At 62.0% G+C, this 18796-nt stretch carries 18 protein-coding genes and 1 tRNA gene; 13 read left to right on the forward strand and 6 right to left on the reverse strand.

Annotated elements, in window-relative coordinates; translation table 11 throughout:
* Window positions 1-59 precede the first annotated feature (59 nt).
* From kynU to RG540_RS19670, 6 genes are all read left to right on the forward strand, one after another.
* Window positions 60-1253: a kynureninase gene (gene kynU / locus RG540_RS19645; protein WP_038591420.1), complete on the forward strand. Its 1194-nt coding sequence runs from the start codon at window positions 60-62 to the stop codon at window positions 1251-1253.
* Between the two features lie 4 nt (window positions 1254-1257).
* Window positions 1258-1773, forward strand: a complete 516-nt coding sequence (locus RG540_RS31190) for a MarR family winged helix-turn-helix transcriptional regulator (RefSeq protein ID WP_080724988.1) — start codon at window positions 1258-1260, stop codon at window positions 1771-1773.
* A 143-nt stretch (window positions 1774-1916) separates the two neighbouring features.
* Window positions 1917-3065 (forward strand): ABC transporter substrate-binding protein, encoded by a 1149-nt coding sequence (locus RG540_RS19655; protein ID WP_038591423.1) that lies wholly within the window; start codon window positions 1917-1919, stop codon window positions 3063-3065.
* A 73-nt stretch (window positions 3066-3138) separates the two neighbouring features.
* Entirely contained in the window at window positions 3139-4173 is a 1035-nt protein-coding gene (locus tag RG540_RS19660) for a branched-chain amino acid ABC transporter permease (RefSeq protein ID WP_038591426.1), read from the forward strand.
* Between the two features lie 3 nt (window positions 4174-4176).
* Entirely contained in the window at window positions 4177-5946 is a 1770-nt protein-coding gene (locus RG540_RS19665; protein ID WP_051909533.1) for a branched-chain amino acid ABC transporter ATP-binding protein/permease, read from the forward strand.
* On the forward strand, window positions 5943-6656 hold the full coding sequence (locus tag RG540_RS19670; RefSeq protein WP_038591429.1) for an ABC transporter ATP-binding protein: 714 nt from the start codon (window positions 5943-5945) through the stop codon (window positions 6654-6656). Before RG540_RS19665 ends, RG540_RS19670 begins: the two co-directional genes overlap by 4 nt.
* Before the next feature lie 27 nt (window positions 6657-6683).
* Here the strand turns inward: RG540_RS19670 and RG540_RS19675 are convergent, their stop codons facing one another.
* Window positions 6684-8336 (reverse strand): sulfatase-like hydrolase/transferase, encoded by a 1653-nt coding sequence (locus tag RG540_RS19675; protein ID WP_038591432.1) that lies wholly within the window; start codon window positions 8334-8336, stop codon window positions 6684-6686.
* A 27-nt stretch (window positions 8337-8363) separates the two neighbouring features.
* On the opposite strand from RG540_RS19675, the gene RG540_RS19680 reads away from it, so the two are divergent.
* The gene (locus RG540_RS19680) at window positions 8364-9290 is read left to right on the forward strand and encodes a lysylphosphatidylglycerol synthase transmembrane domain-containing protein (RefSeq protein ID WP_038591435.1); all 927 of its coding nucleotides are present in this window, start codon (window positions 8364-8366) and stop codon (window positions 9288-9290) included.
* A 5-nt stretch (window positions 9291-9295) separates the two neighbouring features.
* On the opposite strand, the gene RG540_RS19685 is transcribed toward RG540_RS19680, so the two are convergent.
* Entirely contained in the window at window positions 9296-10045 is a 750-nt protein-coding gene (locus RG540_RS19685; protein ID WP_051909535.1) for an FkbM family methyltransferase, read from the reverse strand.
* Window positions 10032-10826 (reverse strand): CDP-alcohol phosphatidyltransferase family protein, encoded by a 795-nt coding sequence (locus tag RG540_RS19690; RefSeq protein WP_038591440.1) that lies wholly within the window; start codon window positions 10824-10826, stop codon window positions 10032-10034. The genes RG540_RS19685 and RG540_RS19690 overlap by 14 nt, the downstream gene beginning before the upstream one ends.
* A gap of 219 nt (window positions 10827-11045) precedes the next feature.
* Here RG540_RS19690 and RG540_RS19695 point away from each other — a divergent pair, with 219 nt between their 5' ends.
* Genes RG540_RS19695 through RG540_RS19710 form a run of 4 tightly spaced genes read left to right on the forward strand, consistent with a single transcriptional unit; the run spans window position 11046 to window position 14280 of the window.
* Entirely contained in the window at window positions 11046-12047 is a 1002-nt protein-coding gene (locus tag RG540_RS19695) for a zinc-dependent alcohol dehydrogenase (RefSeq protein ID WP_244446591.1), read from the forward strand.
* 12 nt (window positions 12048-12059) lie between these two features.
* Entirely contained in the window at window positions 12060-12458 is a 399-nt protein-coding gene (locus RG540_RS19700; protein WP_038591442.1) for a 6-pyruvoyl trahydropterin synthase family protein, read from the forward strand.
* A complete protein-coding gene (locus tag RG540_RS19705) occupies window positions 12455-13498 on the forward strand; it encodes a glycosyltransferase family 4 protein (protein ID WP_038591444.1) in 1044 nt (347 codons plus the stop codon). The genes RG540_RS19700 and RG540_RS19705 overlap by 4 nt, the downstream gene beginning before the upstream one ends.
* Window positions 13495-14280, forward strand: coding sequence for a class I SAM-dependent methyltransferase (locus RG540_RS19710; protein ID WP_038591446.1), 786 nt, complete (start codon window positions 13495-13497; stop codon window positions 14278-14280). The genes RG540_RS19705 and RG540_RS19710 overlap by 4 nt, the downstream gene beginning before the upstream one ends.
* Here RG540_RS19710 and RG540_RS19715 read toward each other — a convergent pair.
* The 3 genes from RG540_RS19715 to RG540_RS19725 all read right to left on the reverse strand — a co-directional run bounded on the left by RG540_RS19715 (window position 14239) and on the right by RG540_RS19725 (window position 17767).
* Window positions 14239-15066: a RibD family protein gene (locus tag RG540_RS19715; protein WP_038594320.1), complete on the reverse strand. Its 828-nt coding sequence runs from the start codon at window positions 15064-15066 to the stop codon at window positions 14239-14241. The genes RG540_RS19710 and RG540_RS19715 overlap by 42 nt on opposite strands.
* A 376-nt stretch (window positions 15067-15442) precedes the next feature.
* A complete protein-coding gene (locus RG540_RS19720) occupies window positions 15443-17296 on the reverse strand; it encodes a methyl-accepting chemotaxis protein (RefSeq protein ID WP_038591448.1) in 1854 nt (617 codons plus the stop codon).
* A gap of 381 nt (window positions 17297-17677) precedes the next feature.
* Window positions 17678-17767: transfer RNA gene (locus RG540_RS19725), tRNA-Ser, on the reverse strand.
* A 321-nt stretch (window positions 17768-18088) separates the two neighbouring features.
* Between RG540_RS19725 and rplU the strand changes: the two genes are divergently transcribed.
* Together rplU and rpmA are read left to right on the forward strand one after the other, a co-directional pair.
* Entirely contained in the window at window positions 18089-18400 is a 312-nt protein-coding gene (rplU, locus tag RG540_RS19730) for a 50S ribosomal protein L21 (RefSeq protein ID WP_007757413.1), read from the forward strand.
* Between the two features lie 32 nt (window positions 18401-18432).
* Window positions 18433-18702 (forward strand): 50S ribosomal protein L27, encoded by a 270-nt coding sequence (gene rpmA, locus RG540_RS19735; protein ID WP_007757411.1) that lies wholly within the window; start codon window positions 18433-18435, stop codon window positions 18700-18702.
* Window positions 18703-18796 lie beyond the last annotated feature (94 nt).

Genomic DNA, 18796 nt, shown 5'->3' on the forward strand with positions numbered 1-18796 from the left:
TGGGCCGCTCCGGGCTAGACGCCCTTCAGACGATTGGTTTCGAACAGCAAGGTGTTCCGGTGACGGATTTCGAAAAGACCCGCTCGCTCTTCTATCTGCCGGAAGGCGTGATCTATCTCGACGGCAATTCGCTCGGACCTTTGCCGCTTGCAGCCAGAGAACGCGTCACCAGGCTGATGACCGATGAATGGGGCCAGTTGCTGATCAAGGGCTGGAACAAGGCCGGCTGGATGACGATGCCGCGGCGGATCGGCGACCGGGTGGCCAAGCTGGTCGGGGCGGCGGAAGGCACGGTCGTCATGGGCGACACCCTGTCGATCAAGGTCTACCAGGCGCTCGCTTCGGCATTGGAACTGGTGCCGGAACGCAAGGTCGTGTTGTCCGACAGCGGCAATTTTCCGTCCGACCTCTATATGGCGCAGGGCCTGATCGGCTCGCTCGGCAAGGGCCACGAGCTAAAGATCGTCGAGCCGGAAGAGGTTGACGCCGCGATCGACGAAACCGTCGCTGTGGTCATGCTGACGGAGGTGGACTATCGCACCGGACGGCTGCACGACATGAAGGCGCTAACCGAAAAGGCGCATGCCGCCGGCGCGATCACTGTCTGGGATCTTGCCCATACGGCCGGCGCCCTGCCGGTCGATCTTTCCGGCGCGGACGCGGATTTAGCGATCGGCTGCACCTACAAATACCTAAACGGCGGGCCCGGCGCGCCGGCCTTCATCTATGTCGCTCCGCGCCATGCGGACAAGCTGCGGCCGGCGCTGTCCGGCTGGCTGGGGCACGAACAGCCCTTCGCCTTCGATCTCGGTTATCGTCCGGGCAGCGGCATCGACCGCATGCGGGTCGGCACGCCGCCGATCATCGGGCTTGCGGCGCTCGACGCAGCGCTCGATGCCTGGGACGGCGTCGACATGGCGGACCTGCGGCGGCAATCGATAAAACTCTGCGATCTGTTCGTCGCGGAAGTCGAGAAGCGCTGCCCGATGCTGAATCTCGGTTCTCCCCGCGATGGGACGAAGCGCGGCAGTCAGATTTCCTTCCTGCACGATGAAGGCTACGCGATCATGCAGGCCCTGATCGCGCGCGGCGTGATCGGCGATTTCCGGGCTCCGAACGCCATTCGTTTCGGCTTCACGCCGCTCTATATCGGCGAGGCCGAGGTATTGGGAGCAGTGGATATCCTCGAAGACATCATGACCAATCGCCTCTGGGACACCGCCGAATATAGACAGCGGGCGCTGGTGACCTGATCGGATGACGGAAGAACGGCCCACATCCCCCCGAAAGCTCTCCAAGGTCGTGCCCTACCGGCTCGCGCGCAGCAACGCGGAAATGATGAAGCTCGTCAGCCTGCTTTGCGAAGCCAACGGTTTCAAGCTGAATATCTGGCGGGTCATGTCCGCAATCGGCACCTATCGATCGATCTCGCCGATGGAAATCGGCAAGCTTACGACGATCGACAAGGCGATGGTGTCGCGCGCCATCCGCGAACTGGTCGATCGCGACCTGATCGACCGGCGCGCCGACGCACGTGATGCGCGATGGGCCCAGATCCAGCTGACGGTGGCAGGAACGGCCGTCTACGAAAAGATGGTGGCCGGCATCGATGCCCTTGAAAAACACATGTTCGGCGATCTGCCGCCCGAAAAGACCGCAGCCTTCATGGAGATGCTCGAACTGATCGAGCGCCGCGCCAAGTTGGCGCGTGAGATGGTGGAACTGAACGGCAAAGCCGGCTTGGCGCGGCTGCTGGGACATGATGCCGAGTGAGACTTCCGCACTCCGGCCGCGTCCAGGCCGGCCTTCGTAAGCTTCACATAACCATTATCAGAATTGTTTACAAAGAAACAATCTCCCTGTAAACAAATGGCAGGGCGGGAGGAGATCGCCCGCTTTTGTCCTGGGAGGATCCTATGAAGAACCGGTTTTTTGCTGGGATGGCGCCCGTTGCCGCCCTGTCCATGTCCCTATTTGCAAGCTCTGCGCTGGCCGACATCACGATCGGCGTGACCATATCGTCGACCGGCCCGGGTGCGGCGCTCGGCATTCCGCTCAAGAATTCGGTCGAGTTGTGGCCGACCGAAGTGGGCGGTGAAAAGCTGAAGGTCATCGTTCTCGACGACGCCGGCGACCCATCCATCGCCACCACCAATGCCCGCCGCTTCGTCAACGACGACAAGGTCGACGTGTTGGTCGGCTCGGCACTGACCCCTGCTTCGATCGCCGTCGCCGGCGTAGCAGCTGAAAGCAGCACGCCGCATCTCGGATGCTCGCCGGTGCCGCCGAACATTTCCAAAGGCAAGTGGACCTTCATCATGCCGCAGGATGCCGGCCTGATCGCCAAGAACCTGTTTGCCAAGATGAAGGCCGACGGCGCCAAGACAGTCGGTTATATCGGCTTCTCGGATAGCTACGGCGACCTGTGGATGGGCCAGTTCAAGGCGATCGGCGAACAATACGGTTTGAAGGTCATCGCCGACGAGCGTTATGCCCGTCCTGACACCTCCGTTTCCGGCCAGGTGCTGAAACTCGTGGCCGCCCGTCCGGACGCCGTCTTCGTCGGCGCCTCCGGCACCGGCGCCGCACTGCCGCAGATCGGTCTTCGGGAACGCGGCTTTACCGGCAAGATCTACCAGACACATGGCGCCGTAACCTTCGATTTCCTGCGCATCGCCGGCAAGGCTGCCGACAATACCATCTTCGCCTCCGGCCCGGCCATGGCGCCGGAAGCCCTGCCCGATACCGCGGAGACCAAGCCGGAAGGCATGGCCTACGTGACGGCCTACGAAAAGAAGTTCGGTCCCGGCACCCGCACCCAGTTTGGCCCACATATCAACGATGCCATGGCCATCCTCAAGAAGGCCATCCCGGTCGCGCTGAAGAAGGCAAAGCCCGGCACGCCGGAATTCCGCGCGGCTCTCCGTGACGCGATCGAAACCGGCGGTCCGTTCCCGGCAAGCCAGGGCGTCTTCAACTTCAAGGCCGACGATCACCTCGGCCTCGACGACCGCGCCGTCGTGCTGTTCACGGCGAAGAACGGCAAGTTCGAAATCACCAAGTAAAAAGCAAACAAACGAGGCCCGGCGTTCGCGTCGGGCCTTTTTCAGCGCCTTTCGGCTATCGGGGGAAATTTCCTTGGACGCGATGATTGCGACCTTCCTGATCCAGGATGGTGTCACCAACGGCGCGATCTATGCGCTTCTCGGCCTGGCACTCGTCCTGCTTTTTTCGGTCACGCGGGTGATCTTCATTCCCCAGGGCGAATTCGTCGCCTATGGCGCGCTGACGCTGGCGCTTCTCGACGGCGGGAAGGTGCCCGCCACCACCTCGCTTCTCGTCTGTTTCGGAGCGATCGCCTTCCTGTTCGACCTCTGGAGCATGCGCCGCGGCACCGATGCCCGCACCTTTCTGCGCAGTCTCGCTCTTAACCTGGTGCTTCCCGGCGTGATTTACGGCATCACCATCGTGCTTGCGCCGCTGGCCTTGCCGTCCGTCGCCAAGGCGCTGCTCACAATTCTGATCATCACACCCATGGGCGCCTACATCTACCGTATCGCTTACCGACCGCTTGCCGATGCTTCCGTGCTCGTCCTGCTGATCGCTTCGATCGGCGTGCATCTCGCCATGATGGGACTTGGCCTCGTCTTTTTCGGCGCCGAGGGCTTGCGTGCCGAACCCCTCGCCAACGACAACTACACGATCGGCTCCTTGATGGTGAGCGCCCAGAGCCTCTGCATCTACGGCGCGACGATTGCGATCATCGTCGGCCTCTACCTGTTCTTCGAGCGGACATTGCTCGGCAAGGCTTTGCGCGCCACTGCCGTCAACCGGCTCGGCGCCCGACTGGTCGGCGTTCGCACCCATCTGACCGGCATAACCGCCTTCACGCTGGCCGCGGCGATCGGCGCCGTTTCAGGCGTGCTGATCGGCCCGATCACCACGATCTATTACGACACCGGCTTCCTGATTGGGCTCAAGGGCTTCGTGGCGGCGATCATCGGCGGGCTTGCGAGCTTCCCGATCACCGCAATCGCCGCGATCGGCGTCGGCCTAGTTGAATCCTTCTCCTCCTTCTTCGCCAGCAGCTTCAAGGAGGTCATCGTCTTCGGGCTCATCATTCCCGTTCTGATCTGGCTGTCGCTGAGCGGCGGTTTCCACGAGGAGGAGTGAGCGATGAAGATCGAGCGCTTGCTTCCCGGCATCGCCGGCATCGTTTTCCTGGCAGTCATCCCTCTCCTGCCGGTGCCGCCCTTCTGGCTGACGATCCTCAACAATATCGGCCTCGCCTCGTTGGTTACGATCGGCCTCGTACTGTTGACCGGCGTCGGCGGCCTCACCTCGTTCGGCCAGGCAGCCTTCTGTGGTTTCGGCGCCTATACGACTGCCGTGTTGAGCACGAATTACGGCTTTTCGCCCTGGCTGACCTTGCCGCTGTCTCTGATCGTCGGCGCGGCGACCGCCCTACCGCTCGGCCTCATCACTGTGCGCCTTTCCGGCCACTTCCTGCCGCTCGGCACCATCGCCTGGGGCCTGGCGCTCTACTATCTGTTCGGCAAGATCGATCTTCTCGGCCGTTATGACGGCATTTCCGGCGTCCCGCCGGTTGAAGTCGCCGGATATCGTTTCCTGAGCGACGGATCGATCTATTACCTCATCTGGTTTTTCGTGATTGCGGTGGCGATCGGCGCGAAAAATCTGCTCGACTCGCGGATCGGCCGTGGCATCCGGGCCCTGCGTGGCGGCGGTCAGGCGGCGGAAGCGTTCGGCGTCAATATCGTGCGCGCCAAGCTCACCGTTTTCGTATTTGCCGGCGTGGTCGCCGCCCTTTCCGGCTGGCTCTACGCCCACATGCAGCGCTCGGTGAACCCGACGCCGTTCGGGCTCAGCATGGGCATCGAATATCTGCTGATGGCCGTGGTCGGCGGTTCGGGTCACGTCTGGGGCGCAATTTTCGGCGCCAGCATCGTGCTGATCATGAAGGACGTGCTGCAGCGTTTCCTGCCGGACCTGATCGGCACGACCGCCAATCTGGAAATGGTCGTTTTCGGCATCCTGCTGGTGGTGATCCTGCAGCTCGCCCGAGACGGCCTCTGGCCATTTGTCTTGAAGCTCCTGCCGAAGCGGCCCGCGCGATCTCTTCCGACTTCCGACGACAAGCTTGCCAAACGAACGCTCGCGCCGGCCGGCTCGTCGCTGATCAAGGTGGAAAAGGCACGAAAAGCCTTTGGCGGCCTGGTGGCGGTCAACGATGTCAGTTTTGAAGTGCGCGCCGGCCAGGTCGTCGGCCTGATCGGGCCGAATGGCGCCGGCAAGAGCACGACCTTCAACCTCATCACTGGCCTCGCTTCATTGACCAGCGGATCGGTATTTTACGAGGGCCAGCCGCTGACCGGCGATAGCCCGCGCGAAGTCGCCAAACACGGCATCGCCCGCACCTTCCAGCACGCAAAGATCCTGCCGGACATGTCGGTACTGGAAAACGTCGCGCTCGGCGCGCATTTGCGCGGCTCGGCCGGCGTCTTCAGGAGTTTCCTGCGGCTGGAGCGGAGGCAGGAGGCGACGCTGCTTGCCGAAGCTGCCGTCCAGCTCGAACGCGTCGGCCTCGGCGCCTATCGCGACCGTCCGGCCGGCGATCTGGCGCTCGGCCAGATCCGCATCCTCGAAATTGCCCGCGCCCTGTCCGCCGATCCGGCCGTGCTGCTGCTCGACGAACCCGCGGCCGGCCTGCGTCACGGCGAAAAACAGGAGCTCGCCAACCTCTTGAAGAAGCTGCGCGAGGAGGGCGTCAGCGTCCTGCTCGTCGAACACGACATGGGCTTCGTCATGGGTCTGGTCGATCATCTCGTGGTGCTCGATTTCGGCACCCTGATCGCCGAAGGCAAGCCGGCGGACGTGCGCAAACATCCGGCGGTCGTCGCCGCCTATCTTGGAGGTGTCGCATGAGCGGAAACCTGCTCGAACTCTCCGACATCCACGTCTCCTACGGCCGCGCTGAGGTGCTGCACGGCATATCGATGAGCATGAAGCCCGGCAGCATCGTCACCGTGATCGGTGCGAACGGCGCCGGCAAGTCGACGCTGCTCAACGCCATCATGGGCATCGTTCCCTCTTCCGGCACGATCGTCTACGACGGTGCGCCAGTGCCGCGCTCGGTAGAGGGCCGTGTCGCCGCCGGCCTCTGCCTCGTGCCGGAAAAGCGCGAACTCTTCGCCACCATGTCGGTCGAAGACAATATCGAGCTCGGCGGCTTCCTGCGCAACGCCTCGGAACGCGCCGAGACGCGCGAAGAGGTCTATGCGCGCTTCCCGCGCCTGGCCGAACGCCGCAAGCAGCTGGCCGGCACGCTGTCCGGCGGCGAGCGGCAGATGCTGGCGCTTGGCCGCGCCCTGATGAGCCGGCCGCGCCTGCTGCTGCTCGACGAACCGAGCCTGGGCCTCGCGCCGAAGATCGTCATCGACATCCTCAACATCGTTTCGGAACTGCGAAAGACCGGCGTCTCTATCCTGCTCGTCGAGCAGAATGCCCGCGCCGCGCTCGAAATCGCCGACGAAGGCTACCTGGTCGAACTCGGCGAAGTCCGCCTTTCCGGTCCGGCAAGCGAAATGGCGGTCAATCCGGCGCTGATGGAAAGCTATCTCGGCACCCACTCCTGATGAGGCAACTCGGCCTGACGCGGTCGATCAATCGAAACTCTCGACGAGCTTCCGGCGGAACTCGTCCATGCGATAGACCGGGGTGGATGGCAGCGGGATCATGCCCTTCTGCCAATTCCAGCCGTCGAGACGTTTCAGGAGGTCCGGATTGCCGGTGACGATATGCATCGGCGCGTCGCGCGAGGCCCCTTCGCCGGTAACGATCGACGCCGGCTGGTGATCGCCGAGCAGGATGAACAGCGTATTCTTCCCGTAGCGCGCCATATAGGAGCCGAGCGTCTCGATCGTGTAGTCGATCGAGGTGAGATATTGCGCCCGCACTCGGTTGGGATCGGCCCAGACGACCGAGGGCGGGTCGCCGCTTTCCGCCTGCGCATTAAAGACGGCGCCGTCGCCGATCCGGTCCCAGTCGACCAACGAGGGAAGCGGCGTCCAGGGTGCGTGGCTGGAGATCAGCGCCATTTCCGCCATGACCGGTTTGTGGCCGGGCTCGTCACGTGCCTGCCGCTCCAGCCTCTCGAAGGCCTCGAGCGTGAACTGGTCCGGCATCGTCACCCAGTTGAAGGGTTTGCCGCGATAGCCGAGCCCCGCGGCGGCGTGGATGCTGTCATAACCGAAATAACCGGCCTCCGGCCAGTCGAGGGTGATCGCCGGCATGACCGCCGTGGTGCGCCAGCCGGAGGAACGGAAGAGGTTGTTGAGGCTCTTCCGCTCGCTGGTGATCATCCGGTCGTAGCGCCCCTGGTTGTTGACCCAGAGACCGGAGAGCAGCGTACCATGGGCGAGCCAGCTGATGCCGCCGACGGTCGGCGAGGTCAACCAGCCGCTGCGTGCCTGCAGGCCTGCGGCCTCGATCTCGTTCTCCACCGACGTCAGCCGGCTGTTGAGGACCGCCGCGTAACGCGGATCTTCGATCGCGCTGCGGCCATAGGATTCGACGAACACCAGCACGACATCGGTACCGGCAAGCGCCGAGAAATGCGGTCCGGCGGGCACCGGATCCTGCTTCAGTTCGTCCTCGAACCGGGCGAGATCGGCAATCGAATCCTTCACCATCGCGATGCGATTGACAAAATAGGAAGCGGCATCAGCCTCGACGCCGAGGGCGGGGCGATCGTCATTCTGGACCGCAAGCGCCGCCAAGCCGATTGACAGAACCGCACCGGAGACGAGTGCGGCCTTGCGCCGGACTTCCCCCGAAAGGCGTCGGAAACCGCCCAGCGACCAATAGAGGACAGCGGCGACAACCAGCCATGCCAGAAGACCTGCACAGATGATCCCGACCGCCTTCGTAAGGCCGACGGAACCGCTTAGGAGATTCCAGCCGTCGGTGAGGATCTTGAGGTCGAGATAGGGATTGAACGGTCGTTGGAAAGCGGTGCCGGTGCCTATGTCCGCGAGTTTCAGGAACAGCATTGCCGCTAGCAGCAGGGTGACCGCAATGCGCAGAAGGGAAAACCCGAGACCTGCCAGCACAGAAGCCAGCAACGCAACTGCGGCCACTTCCAGCGGAAACCTGACCTCGGAAAAATCGGTGAAATCGGAAGGAAGCGCCAGGATTGCCACAACGATCGCCAGCGCAATCGTGATCCTCAGAAATGGCAGTCGATTTGCCTTGCGCTGCGCGATATGCCCTATTCTGTCGGTGTCACTCTGGCGAAAGGGCCGAAACTCGTTCATGCGTTGTTCCTGCAAAACCTTCGGCCCATGCGTTTTCTGAAACTTATAGGCTTATCTGCGGCCTTCGCACTTCTCATTGCCGTGATCCTGCGCTTCGATCCGCAGCGGATCGCCACAGGCCTCGCCTCAGCGGACCCGAGCTACGTGGGCGCCGGGCTTCTTCTGGTGCAGGTGCAGATCGTTCTTTCCGCACTCCGCTGGCGGTTCACGGCAGCGCGGCTGGGCCAGCACTTGAGCGTTGGGCAAGCGATCGGAGACTATTATCTCGGAACGCTGCTCAACCAGCTTCTGCCAGGGGGCGTCGGCGGCGATGCCGTGCGCGCCGTCCGCAACCGGACTTATGATGACGGCGGCTGGAAAGTGCCGGCGCAGGCCGTGATCTTCGAGCGGATCGCCGGACAGGGTGTATTTTTTCTCATAGCCACCGTTGGCGTCATGCTCTGGCCGCTTCTGGGCGGAGCGATGATTCCGGAGGAGCTGCGCCACCTTCTCTCCGGTTTCGCGCTTATCGTCGCCGGGTTGGTACTCGTGTGTCTGTTGCTGCTTCGCTTCCCGCCGCGCCGCATCCGACCTCAGCTTGAAAGGCTAAAGTCCACGCTGGCGCAGGTCTTCCTGCAGGACGGAGCCTGGATAATGCAGACGCTGTTCAGCATCGTCATCGTCGCAAGCTATATCGCGATGTTCATGCTCGCTTCGGCAGCCATCGGCTCGCCTTTGCCGGCACTCGCAGCGGTCACCGCAATTCCGCTCTGTCTGCTGATGATGCTGATCCCCGCCACGATTGCCGGCTGGGGCGCCAGGGAGGCGGCGGCAGCGGCGCTCTGGCCGCTCTTCGGTTATCCCGCCTCCGATGGCGTCGCCGCCAGCATCCTCTACGGCATTCTGGCGCTTGTCGGCGCAGCACCCGGCCTGGCATTCATTCTCGTCGCGCTGCTCAAGAGGCAAAGGCGTTGAAATCGTTAAGGCTTCAGCCGCGCATAGATATCGCCGGAAGACGTCTGGCCGGAAAGACCGGCAATCTCTGCCAGCATCGCGTCGGCGGCAATCCACTCGTGATGGACGAACCGGTGCCGCTCGCCCTCGACGCGGTTGAAACGATAGGGGCCGAGTTTCCCCAGATACCCGACGGCCTCTTCGGCGATTTCCATTGTCGCTGGAATATATTCGAAGGCGATCAGCGGGATGGGTTGATGCAGTCCGGCGATGATATCCGCTTCCGCGCCCTCCACATCGATCTTGCAGAAGGCTGGCAGCCCGTATTCTTCGATCAGCGCATCGAGCGTCGTCATCTCCACACGTTCGACCCTATCCCAGGTGACGTTGCGAAAACCGGAGGTCTTCCCGACTTTCGAAATCCAGGACGAGGAGATGCTCGTCACGGTCGGGTGGCGGCTGGAAATATGCAGATCGACTTTGCCCGGTTCCTTGCCGACTGCCTTGCGCAACAGCGTCAATTCTTCGCCGGCAAAGGATCTGGCGATGAAGTCCGCAAAAACCGGCTGCGGCTCCAGCGCGACGATCTGGGCGCCGAGCGACAGGAGCGTGCGACTGCGGCTGCCGGCATGGGCGCCGATATCGAACACCAGATCGCCCTTGCGGATCAGGTCCGCATAAAACCGCTTTAGCGAGGAACGCCGCCAAGGCTGGCCGTAATAGATCAGCAGCGAGCGCGTGAGGCCAAGGAAAGCGGAAAAATCAGGTCGCGGCATGGTGGTTCTTGCTTGCACTCACCAGGAAGATCACGTCGACGGCGAAGGAATAGGTGAGCGAGGCAAGAGCCCCGGTCGCAAGCAGTGTGGAGACCGGCATCGTAATGACCGGCAACGACATCAGACAGAGCGCCACGCCCTGCACGACGCAGATCGCCTTGCGGCGCATCGAATGAGGCAGTTCGCCCTTGAGCGCCGGAAACACCGCCTGCGCCCCGACATAGGCATAACGCATCAGGCCGATCAGCAGAACCCAAAGTCCCGCCTTGCCAAGCAGCACGGCCGCGAGCGAGAGAAAAAAGATCAGCAGAGCATCCACTTCCATGTCGAAACGGGCGCCGAATTGCGAGGCCGTGCCGGTCTGGCGGGCGAGAAAACCGTCGACGCCATCCAGCGCCAGCGCGAAGGCAACCAGGAAGCCGAGCAGCCACAGCGCGCTCTGGTCGAGGTCCACGCCGAATTGCGGCGATGCCAGCACCATCCCGCCCAATACTGCTGTGAGCGCGGCGCGGATCGTCGTTACGATATTGGCAACGCCGAAACGGCCATGGCTGTGCGCGTGAAGATTGCCGAGCGCGATGGCGGAAATCACTGCATATATGATGAAGGCGCAGCCGGCAGCCGCTGTATCGATGCCGAGCCAGTCGCCAAGGAAATGCATTGCCGCAACGAGCGCGGCAGCGACGGTCATGGTCACCGCATAGGCATCGAGTGAGAGCAACCGATGAGCCCTGCGTGCCGCCTGGCGATCCAGCGACTCGGCATTCATCCAGTCAGCCATCGGACATGCCTTCCTCGCCCCAGGGATGATATGAAACATTCATGACGCCCTCCTCACAGGAACTACATGGAGAAGAATACGGAGCGCAGCAAAGGCCGGATCCGCAAAACCGGTGTCAAATAAACGTGATAGCGATGTCGCCCTCTCGCACAACGACTCCCTTGCCGTCATCGTTGAAGCCTCTAGGTCTGGATTGTTGTGGCGTGAAAGGTGTGATGCGTGACAAGGCGTGAGACAGCCCCCAATGCGGCAACGCAAAAGGACGGAAGAGCCCTCTGGATCGAAGAGACGGGCTGTTGCGCGCTTCGGCGGGAGAAATTGCCGGCGGAGTGCGAAGGCGAGGTTGTCGTCCGCACGCTTTATAGCGGCATCAGCCGCGGCACCGAATCCCTGGTCTTCGCCGGACAGGTGCCGGAAAGCGAATACGAGCGCATGCGCGCGCCGCATCAGGCAGGCCGGTTCCCCTTTCCGGTAAAATACGGCTATGCCGCCGTCGGCATTGCCGAGGAAGGGCCGGAACGTCTCGTCGGCAGAACTATCTTCTGCCTGCATCCCCATCAGGACCGTTTTCGGGTGCCCGTTTCGGCTATTCACCCGCTTGCCGACGGATTACCCCCCTGCCGCGCCGTGCTGGCTGCCAATATGGAAACCGCGCTCAATATCACCTGGGACGCAGGCATTCAGCCGGGCGACCGCGTGGCCGTTTTCGGCGCCGGCGTCGTCGGGCTTCTTGTCGCCTACCTTGCCTCCCGGATCATCGGCACTGAAGTGGTGATCTCCGATATCGAGCCGGAGCGCGCCGGAACTGCCGGGGCTCTCGGCCTTCGATTTTCGTCTGCCAATGATGTGCCCCATGATTGCGACGTGCTGGTCAATGCTTCCGCTTCGGCCGACGCTCTGGCAACGGCGCTCGATCATGCCGGGTTCGAAGCCCGGATTATCGAAGCGAGCTGGTATGGAGAAAAGCACGTGGAGATCCCGCTTGGACATGCTTTTCATGCCAAGCGCCTGTCCATCGTCAGCTCGCAGGTGGCCTCCCTGCCGCCGGGGCGACGCGCCCGCTGGGACACGAGGCGCCGCATGGGCAAGGCACTCCAGCTTCTCGGCGACGACCGGCTCGACCATCTGATTTCGGGGGAAACACCGTTCGAAACCATTGCCGCCGATTATGCCGAGATTATCGGTTCGGCCGCCACGCTCTGCCATCGCATCAGGTATTGAAGGAAATCCCACATGTTCGCCGTTGAAGTCCGTGATCACATCATGATCGCGCATAGTCTTCCCCGCCCGGTTTTCGGTCCCGCCCAAGGCATGCATGGGGCAACCTTCATGGTCGACGCCGCCTTCTTCACCAGCGATCTGGACGAAAACGGGCTTGCGGTGGATATCGGGCTTGCCACCGACTTGCTGAAGGAAGTGCTGGCGCCGCTCAACTATCAGAACCTCGACACGCTGGAGATTTTCGCCGGCAAGGTGACGACGACGGAATTCCTCGCCAAATACATCTTCGACCGCATCGCCGATGCCATCCGGAACGGCCGGCTCGGTGATGGTGGTGCGCGCATCCGCAAACTGCGGGTCATGCTGCACGAATCACACACCGCCCGCGGCTGGTTCGAGGCCGAGCTGTGAGCCGCGATCTCGTCTTTGCCTATCCCGGCGACCTCGAAACCCGCACCGGCGGTTACGGCTATGATCGGCGTGTCGTCGCGGCCCTTGCCGATCTCGGCTGGAATGTCGAACTGATCTCCCTCGGCGACGGCTTTCCGAATCCGAACGCGAAACAGCTCGATGATGCCGGGCGGATGCTCTCCGGCCTTGCCGATGACAGCCTCGTGCTGATCGACGGCCTGGCCTTCGGCGTGATGGGCGAATGGGCCGGGCGCGAGGCGAAACGCTTGAAGATCATGGCGCTCGTGCATCACCCACTGGCCCTGGAGACAGGGCTCGATGGCGAACGACAACAAGCTTTAGCCGCCCGCGAAAAGGCTGCGCTCGCGCAGACCCGCGGCGTTATCGTCACCTCGCATATGACGGCCACCGAACTCGCCGCCAATTACGCCGTCCCGGCAGAAAGGATCGTGGTCGCCATTCCCGGCATGGATCCCGCACTGCTGGCCGCTGGTGGCGGCGACCCGCCTCTGATCCTCAGCATCGGCACGCTGACCCGCCGCAAAGGCCACGACATACTGATTTCTGCGCTCGAAAGGCTGCGCGATCTGCCGTGGACCTGCCGCATCGTCGGCAGCAAGATGCTCGATCCCGGCGTCGCTGCAGAACTCGAACGCCAGGTTGCTCAGTCCGGGCTCGGTGACCGCATCGAGCTTGCCGGCCAGATCGACGACACCCGTCTGGAATTCGCCAAAGCCGACATCTTTGCGCTGGCAAGCCGTTATGAAGGTTATGGCATGGTGTTTGCCGAGGCGCTCGCCCAAGGCCTGCCGATCGTCGGCTGCGCGGCAGGGGCCGTGCCGGATGTCGTGCCGGAAGGCGCTGGCTTTCTCGTGCCACCGGGCGATCCGGACGCTTTTGCCGCCGCTCTGCGACGGTTGCTGGAGGAGCCCGAAACCCGCATTTCGATGGCCGATGCCGCCGCAATCGCCGGTGCCAGGCTTCCGTCCTGGCGGGACACAGCCGTCATCATCTCCGATTTTATGGAAAGAGCGTCATGAGCGGCTTCGACAGGGATTGGCTGGCGCTACGCGAACCCGTGGACGGCCGCGCACGGGACGCGGACTTGCTGGCAGCGGCGATCCAATCCCTCCAAAGCGTCTCTCCCTCGACGATACTCGATATCGGCTGCGGCACCGGTTCGACCTTTCGCGCGCTTTCGCCAAAACTTCAAAAACCGGCGCGGTTTCGGCTTTTCGACGACGATCAGCGGCTTCTGGACGAAGCCCATCGCTTGCATGGCGAGGCCGTCGAGATTATTCGGGGCGACCTCAACGAGATCGAAGCTCTGTCGCTCGCCGATGTCGGCCTCGTGACCGCCTCCGCTCTCTTCGACCTCTGTTCCGAGCAGTTCATTCGCCGTTTCGTCGCCCACATTTCGCAGAGAGGCGCCAGCCTCTATGCGGCGCTCAACTATGACGGCCGGATGCGCTGGTCGAAACCGCATCCGCTCGACGAGACTGTGCTTGCGCACTTCAACGCACACCAGTTGAGCGACAAGGGTTTTGGACTTTCGCTTGGGCCCCGGGCGTGGGCGACGCTGGCCGATTGTCTCGGGGAGAGCGGCTACACGGTGACGACGGCTGAAAGCCCATGGGTGATGACCGTAAGCGATCGCGACCTGCAGCGTCTTTTCCTCGACGGTATGGTGCGTGCAGTCTATGAATATGGCCAGCTCGACGAGAGCGAACTCCGCGACTGGGCCGATTTCCGGCGGAAAATGGTCGATCGCGAGGGCAGCCTATGCCAGGTCGGCCATCAGGACATCCTCGCGATCCGCTGAGGCGGCCACCTGCTGCGCTTCAATGCGGAAATTGCAGTCGAATACGATATCCGTGCCGATATTGTAGACCTGAACCTCCGGCCGGCGAGCTTCCGACAACCGGTCGATCGGCGAAAGCCGGATACCGGCGGGGCCTGAGCCGATGATGATCGGCGCGACCGAGACATGCAGCCGGTCGATTAGTTGCGCATCGACGAAGCGGGAAATCGTAGTTGCGCCGCCTTCGACCAAAACGGTCGTCAGGCCGCGTTCGGCGAGCGCCGCAAGAATATCCCGCGGAGCAAGTCCTCCATCCACCTGGCGAGGCAGCCGAATGGTCCGATACCGGACGTTGCGGAGCGGAACGTCGTCGGCCTGCATGACATGCACGGGCGCGCCCCCGTCATGCAGCATCTTGGCCCGCTCGGGCATGCGGCCATTGCAATCCACCACGATGCGCACCGGGTTTCTGCCGCTGACGGCACGGACCGAAAGACTGGGATTGTCGGCAACGACCGTTCCGACCCCGACGATCACTGCATCCACCAGCGCCCGGCACCGGTGCAGATGGGCAATCCCATCACAGCCGGACACATCCTGGGCGTCGCCGGTCGGCGTCGCGACGCGGCCATCCAGAGACTGGCCGACCTGCGCCAGAACCAGCGGCCCGCCGCGGACCGCGATCGGCCTGTAGAGCGAGAGACCGGAACCATCGACACAGGCGGAGAGCGCCACCGGGCGCAGGGATCCTTCGCGAAGCGAAAGCAGATGCTGCCACAGTTCCTCGGTCATCCTCACTGATCGCATGTCCGCCTCGTCTTCCGGCCGAAAATGAAGAATGCCGGCACCTTCAAAAGGTTCCCCGCCCGCACATTCTTCCATAACTGTAATACGGCGAAAAATTTCACCAGATCAACATTCCGTCAATGCTCCGCTGAAATTGCCGCCACCGCAGCCAATAGCCTCTCACGAGAGCCTTTTGGGGCTTCTGCTTCTACTGTCGTGCGAGTGCGCCGCTCATCGCGATTTCAAGGCGTCGGCACGAAAGTGGCCGAGCTCTTCCCAGGGCTTCCGTTATTCCTGGATTGCCGCCGCCTGATCCGACTCCCCAAACAAAAACCGCCGGCTCTTTCGACCCGGCGGTTCCTCCGTCCCCTGTATGGGGCCATCTGTTGGATTGGCGTCAGCTGGCCCGGCGCATCTTCTGGGCGACGCGGTTGAGGCTGCCGGCGCCGGCATTGTAGCCGGTGTCCTGGTTGGCACTGATGCGGAAGCTGCTGATCAGGTTCAAGAGTTCGTCGGTGTCGGCGGCAAGCGCCTCGGCCGAGGCGGTGGTCTCTTCCGCCATCGCCGCATTGTGCTGGGTTGCCGCGTCGAGCTGGTTCAGCGATGACGAGATCGAACGCAGCGTGGTGTCCTGCTCGGAAGCCGAATGGGCGATCTTGCCGACGATGTCGCTCGCCGCCTTCACCTGGCTGGAGATCCGCTTCAGCGCTTCGCCGGCTTCGCCGACGAGGCGCACGCCGTTCTGCACCTGGCCGGAAGAACGCGAGATCTGGTCCTTGATCTCCTTTGCCGCAGCGGCGGAGCGCTGGGCGAGTTCGCGCACTTCCTGGGCGACGACCGCAAAACCCTTGCCGGATTCCCCGGCGCGGGCCGCTTCGACGCCTGCATTGAGCGCCAGCAGGTTGGTCTGGAAGGCGATGTCGTCGATCACGCCGATGATCTTGGAGATCTCGTCGGACGAATGTTCGATACCGCCCATCGCATCGATCGCCTGGGCGACGATCTGGTCGGAGCGGTTGGCCTCGGCGCTGACCGAGGTGACCCGCTGGGCGGCCTCATGTGCACCTTCTGCCGTCTGGCGGACGGCGACGGCGAGTTCGTCGAGGGCGGCCGACGTCTCTTCGAGATTGGCGGCCTGGCGTTCGGTGCGCTGCGACAACTCGTTCGAAGCGCGGCGGATTTCCTCCTTGGAACCGCCGATATCGATGCCCTTGGCATTGACCTTGCTCATCGCGGCTTCGAGATGGACGAGCGCCTCGTTGAAGTTGTGGCGCAAGGTTTCGTAACGCGGGCCGAGATCGGCGCAGCGGATCGTCAGGTCGCTATGGGCGAGTGATTCCAGCGCTTCGCCGATGGTGGAGACGACGCGGGCCTGGCTTGCGGCTTCCTGCTGCTGCAGATCGAGATTCTGCTGGCGCTCGCGGTCGAGCTCCTGGCGCTGGTCTTCCTGGCGGGCGGCCATGGCATGGCGTTCGCGGATCTTTTCCTGCAGCGCCTGGGTGGCCTTCGCCATCATCCCCACTTCGTTCGACATGTCCGTGTGCGGGATGGCGATCGTGACGTTTTCGTCGGCGACGGCCTGAAGCGTGCCATGCACGGCGGCCAGAGGCTTGGTGATGCCGCGGATCACCACATAGGCGGCGCCAAGGGCGATGATCAACGCGAGGGCACCGATAGCGAGGGCATCCAGCACCATTCCGCGGATCTGTGCCTGCAGGTCATCGGTGTAGACGCCCGTCGCAAGTACCATCTGCCATGGTTCGAATGCCTTCGCATAGGAGCTCTTCGAAAAGTCCCCATCAGGCTGGCCGGGCTTGCTCGTGCTCATATAATCGACAATTCCACCGCCGGCCCTGCCAACGGAGACCATTTCGTCGCGGAACAGCTTCCCGGCAGAATCGGGTTTGCCCTTGCCGTTTTCTCCAATCTTCTTCGGATCAGGATGCATCAACATCTTCACGTCGTAGTCATAGGAGAAAAGATAGCCGTCAGGCTGGAAGCTCATGGCGGAAACTGCGGCGAAGGCCTGTTTCTGGGCTTCCACGCGGGTCAGTTCACCGGCCGCCTCACGCTGCTGGAACTTCTTGAGGATGCCAATGCCCGACTCCACCTGGGTCCGCAGCATTCCATATCGCTCGGCATAGATAGCCCGCGTCGAGGCCTGGAGTTCGAAATAGGTCACGACGGCGAAGCCGGCGATCAGAGCCAGAACCAGCAGCACGAGCTGGTTTGAAATCCTCAGATTTTTCATGTTCGTTCCAGGGGTAAGTGAGACGCATCAAGCGACCGGGAGAAATGATTCTGAATGAAAAAAGCGCATCCTGCGCGTGGAAATGTGCGGCACTGCACACTTGCTAGAATGCGGGACAATATTTGAATAAAAATTTAATAAATGAGCGCGCGCATCTAAAAATTAATAACAATTGGTAGTTGCGAATACTTCATATGGCCTGAATATTAATCCCGGCGACGGAAAGTAGATTTATGGAAATACGCCATCTACGCAATGGCCCCTGCAGTCTGCCCGATCCGGAATGCAAACGGTCGATCAGCTCAAAGGAGCGCGCGCTCAGGAAATGACGGTGGCAGGCGGATGAGGTAAAGGGTGATCCAGAACGGACCAAGGTAATTATGGCGGAGAGGGTGGGATTCGAACCCACGATACGGTTGCCCGTATGCCGCATTTCGAGTGCGGTGCTTTCGACCACTCAGCCACCTCTCCGCTTAAGACGTGATGACGCGTTGGTCAGCGCGGGCGTTCTCATAGCGGGCAAACATGGGGCTGGCAAGGGGCGAATGGCAAGTCTTTATATCCTTTCGTCTTGACAGTTTTTTGTCGCTCGCGTATGTCCGCTCGCGATCAGGCGTGGAAAAGTATCCATGCCTCTTTGTTTGTGTGGAGGTTGTTGGAACAACCACACGAATTCCACCGGCAGGCAAGTTCTAAAAGATCGCATCTTTCGAAACCCTGCTAGAGCCCGACTGATAAAAAGACGGCCGCCTTTCTGAAGGCAGAGCCGGAACGAACATGAAAGGATAAAAAATGTTCGCAGTCATCAAGACCGGCGGTAAACAGTACCGCGTGGCAGCCAACGACGTGCTCACCATCGAAAAGCTGGAAGCCGAAGCTGGTTCTGTCGTAGAATTTAACGAAATCCTGGTTGTCGGCGTTGGCGCCGATGCCAAGTTCGGCGCTCCCTTTGTTGCGGGTGCGACGGTCAAGGCCGAAGTGGTCGAGCATAATCGCGGCAAGAAGGTTCTTTCCTTCAAGAAGCGTCGCCGTCAGAATTCCAAGCGGATTCGCGGCCATCGCCAGCATCACACGGTTGTCCGCATCACGGACATCTTGGCTTAACAACGGGTTTCGAAGGGTAAAGGAGAACTCCAATGGCACATAAAAAAGCTGGCGGTTCGTCGCGCAACGGTCGCGATTCGAATTCCAAGCGCCTTGGCGTGAAGAAGTTCGGCGGCGAAGCCGTCATTCCGGGCAACATTATCGTGCGCCAGCGCGGTACGCAGTGGCATCCGGGCCAGAACGTCGGCCTCGGTAAGGACCACACCATTTTTGCGCTTACCGCCGGCAACGTGAATTACCGAACCAAGGCCAATGGTCGCGTGTTCGTGTCCGTAATGCCGAAAGCCGAAGCAGCAGAATAAAGCCGGTAAGCGTTTTTAGCAGCCGGTGTCACATCGACCCGGCTGAGCGCCCAAAGGTTCAGTCAGAAAAAGGGAAGATGGGACACCACCATCT

The organism is Neorhizobium galegae bv. orientalis str. HAMBI 540, from assembly GCF_000731315.1.
GTDB classification, from domain to species: Bacteria; Pseudomonadota; Alphaproteobacteria; order Rhizobiales; family Rhizobiaceae; genus Neorhizobium; species Neorhizobium galegae.

What these genes read in the sequence shown, in the direction of transcription:
- RG540_RS31190 (WP_080724988.1), top strand. Translation starts at nt 1,258, where the DNA reads ATGACGGAAGAACGGCCCACATCCCCCCGAAAGCTCTCCAAGGTCGTG.
- RG540_RS19655 (WP_038591423.1), top strand. Translation starts at nt 1,917, where the DNA reads ATGAAGAACCGGTTTTTTGCTGGGATGGCGCCCGTTGCCGCCCTGTCC.
- RG540_RS19665 (WP_051909533.1), top strand. Translation starts at nt 4,177, where the DNA reads ATGAAGATCGAGCGCTTGCTTCCCGGCATCGCCGGCATCGTTTTCCTG.
- RG540_RS19670 (WP_038591429.1), top strand. Translation starts at nt 5,943, where the DNA reads ATGAGCGGAAACCTGCTCGAACTCTCCGACATCCACGTCTCCTACGGC.
- RG540_RS19675 (WP_038591432.1), bottom strand. Translation starts at nt 8,336, where the DNA reads ATGAACGAGTTTCGGCCCTTTCGCCAGAGTGACACCGACAGAATAGGG.
- RG540_RS19680 (WP_038591435.1), top strand. Translation starts at nt 8,364, where the DNA reads ATGCGTTTTCTGAAACTTATAGGCTTATCTGCGGCCTTCGCACTTCTC.
- RG540_RS19685 (WP_051909535.1), bottom strand. Translation starts at nt 10,045, where the DNA reads ATGCCGCGACCTGATTTTTCCGCTTTCCTTGGCCTCACGCGCTCGCTG.
- RG540_RS19690 (WP_038591440.1), bottom strand. Translation starts at nt 10,826, where the DNA reads ATGGCTGACTGGATGAATGCCGAGTCGCTGGATCGCCAGGCGGCACGC.
- RG540_RS19700 (WP_038591442.1), top strand. Translation starts at nt 12,060, where the DNA reads ATGTTCGCCGTTGAAGTCCGTGATCACATCATGATCGCGCATAGTCTT.
- RG540_RS19710 (WP_038591446.1), top strand. Translation starts at nt 13,495, where the DNA reads ATGAGCGGCTTCGACAGGGATTGGCTGGCGCTACGCGAACCCGTGGAC.
- RG540_RS19715 (WP_038594320.1), bottom strand. Translation starts at nt 15,066, where the DNA reads ATGCGATCAGTGAGGATGACCGAGGAACTGTGGCAGCATCTGCTTTCG.
- RG540_RS19720 (WP_038591448.1), bottom strand. Translation starts at nt 17,296, where the DNA reads ATGAAAAATCTGAGGATTTCAAACCAGCTCGTGCTGCTGGTTCTGGCT.
- rplU (WP_007757413.1), top strand. Translation starts at nt 18,089, where the DNA reads ATGTTCGCAGTCATCAAGACCGGCGGTAAACAGTACCGCGTGGCAGCC.
- rpmA (WP_007757411.1), top strand. Translation starts at nt 18,433, where the DNA reads ATGGCACATAAAAAAGCTGGCGGTTCGTCGCGCAACGGTCGCGATTCG.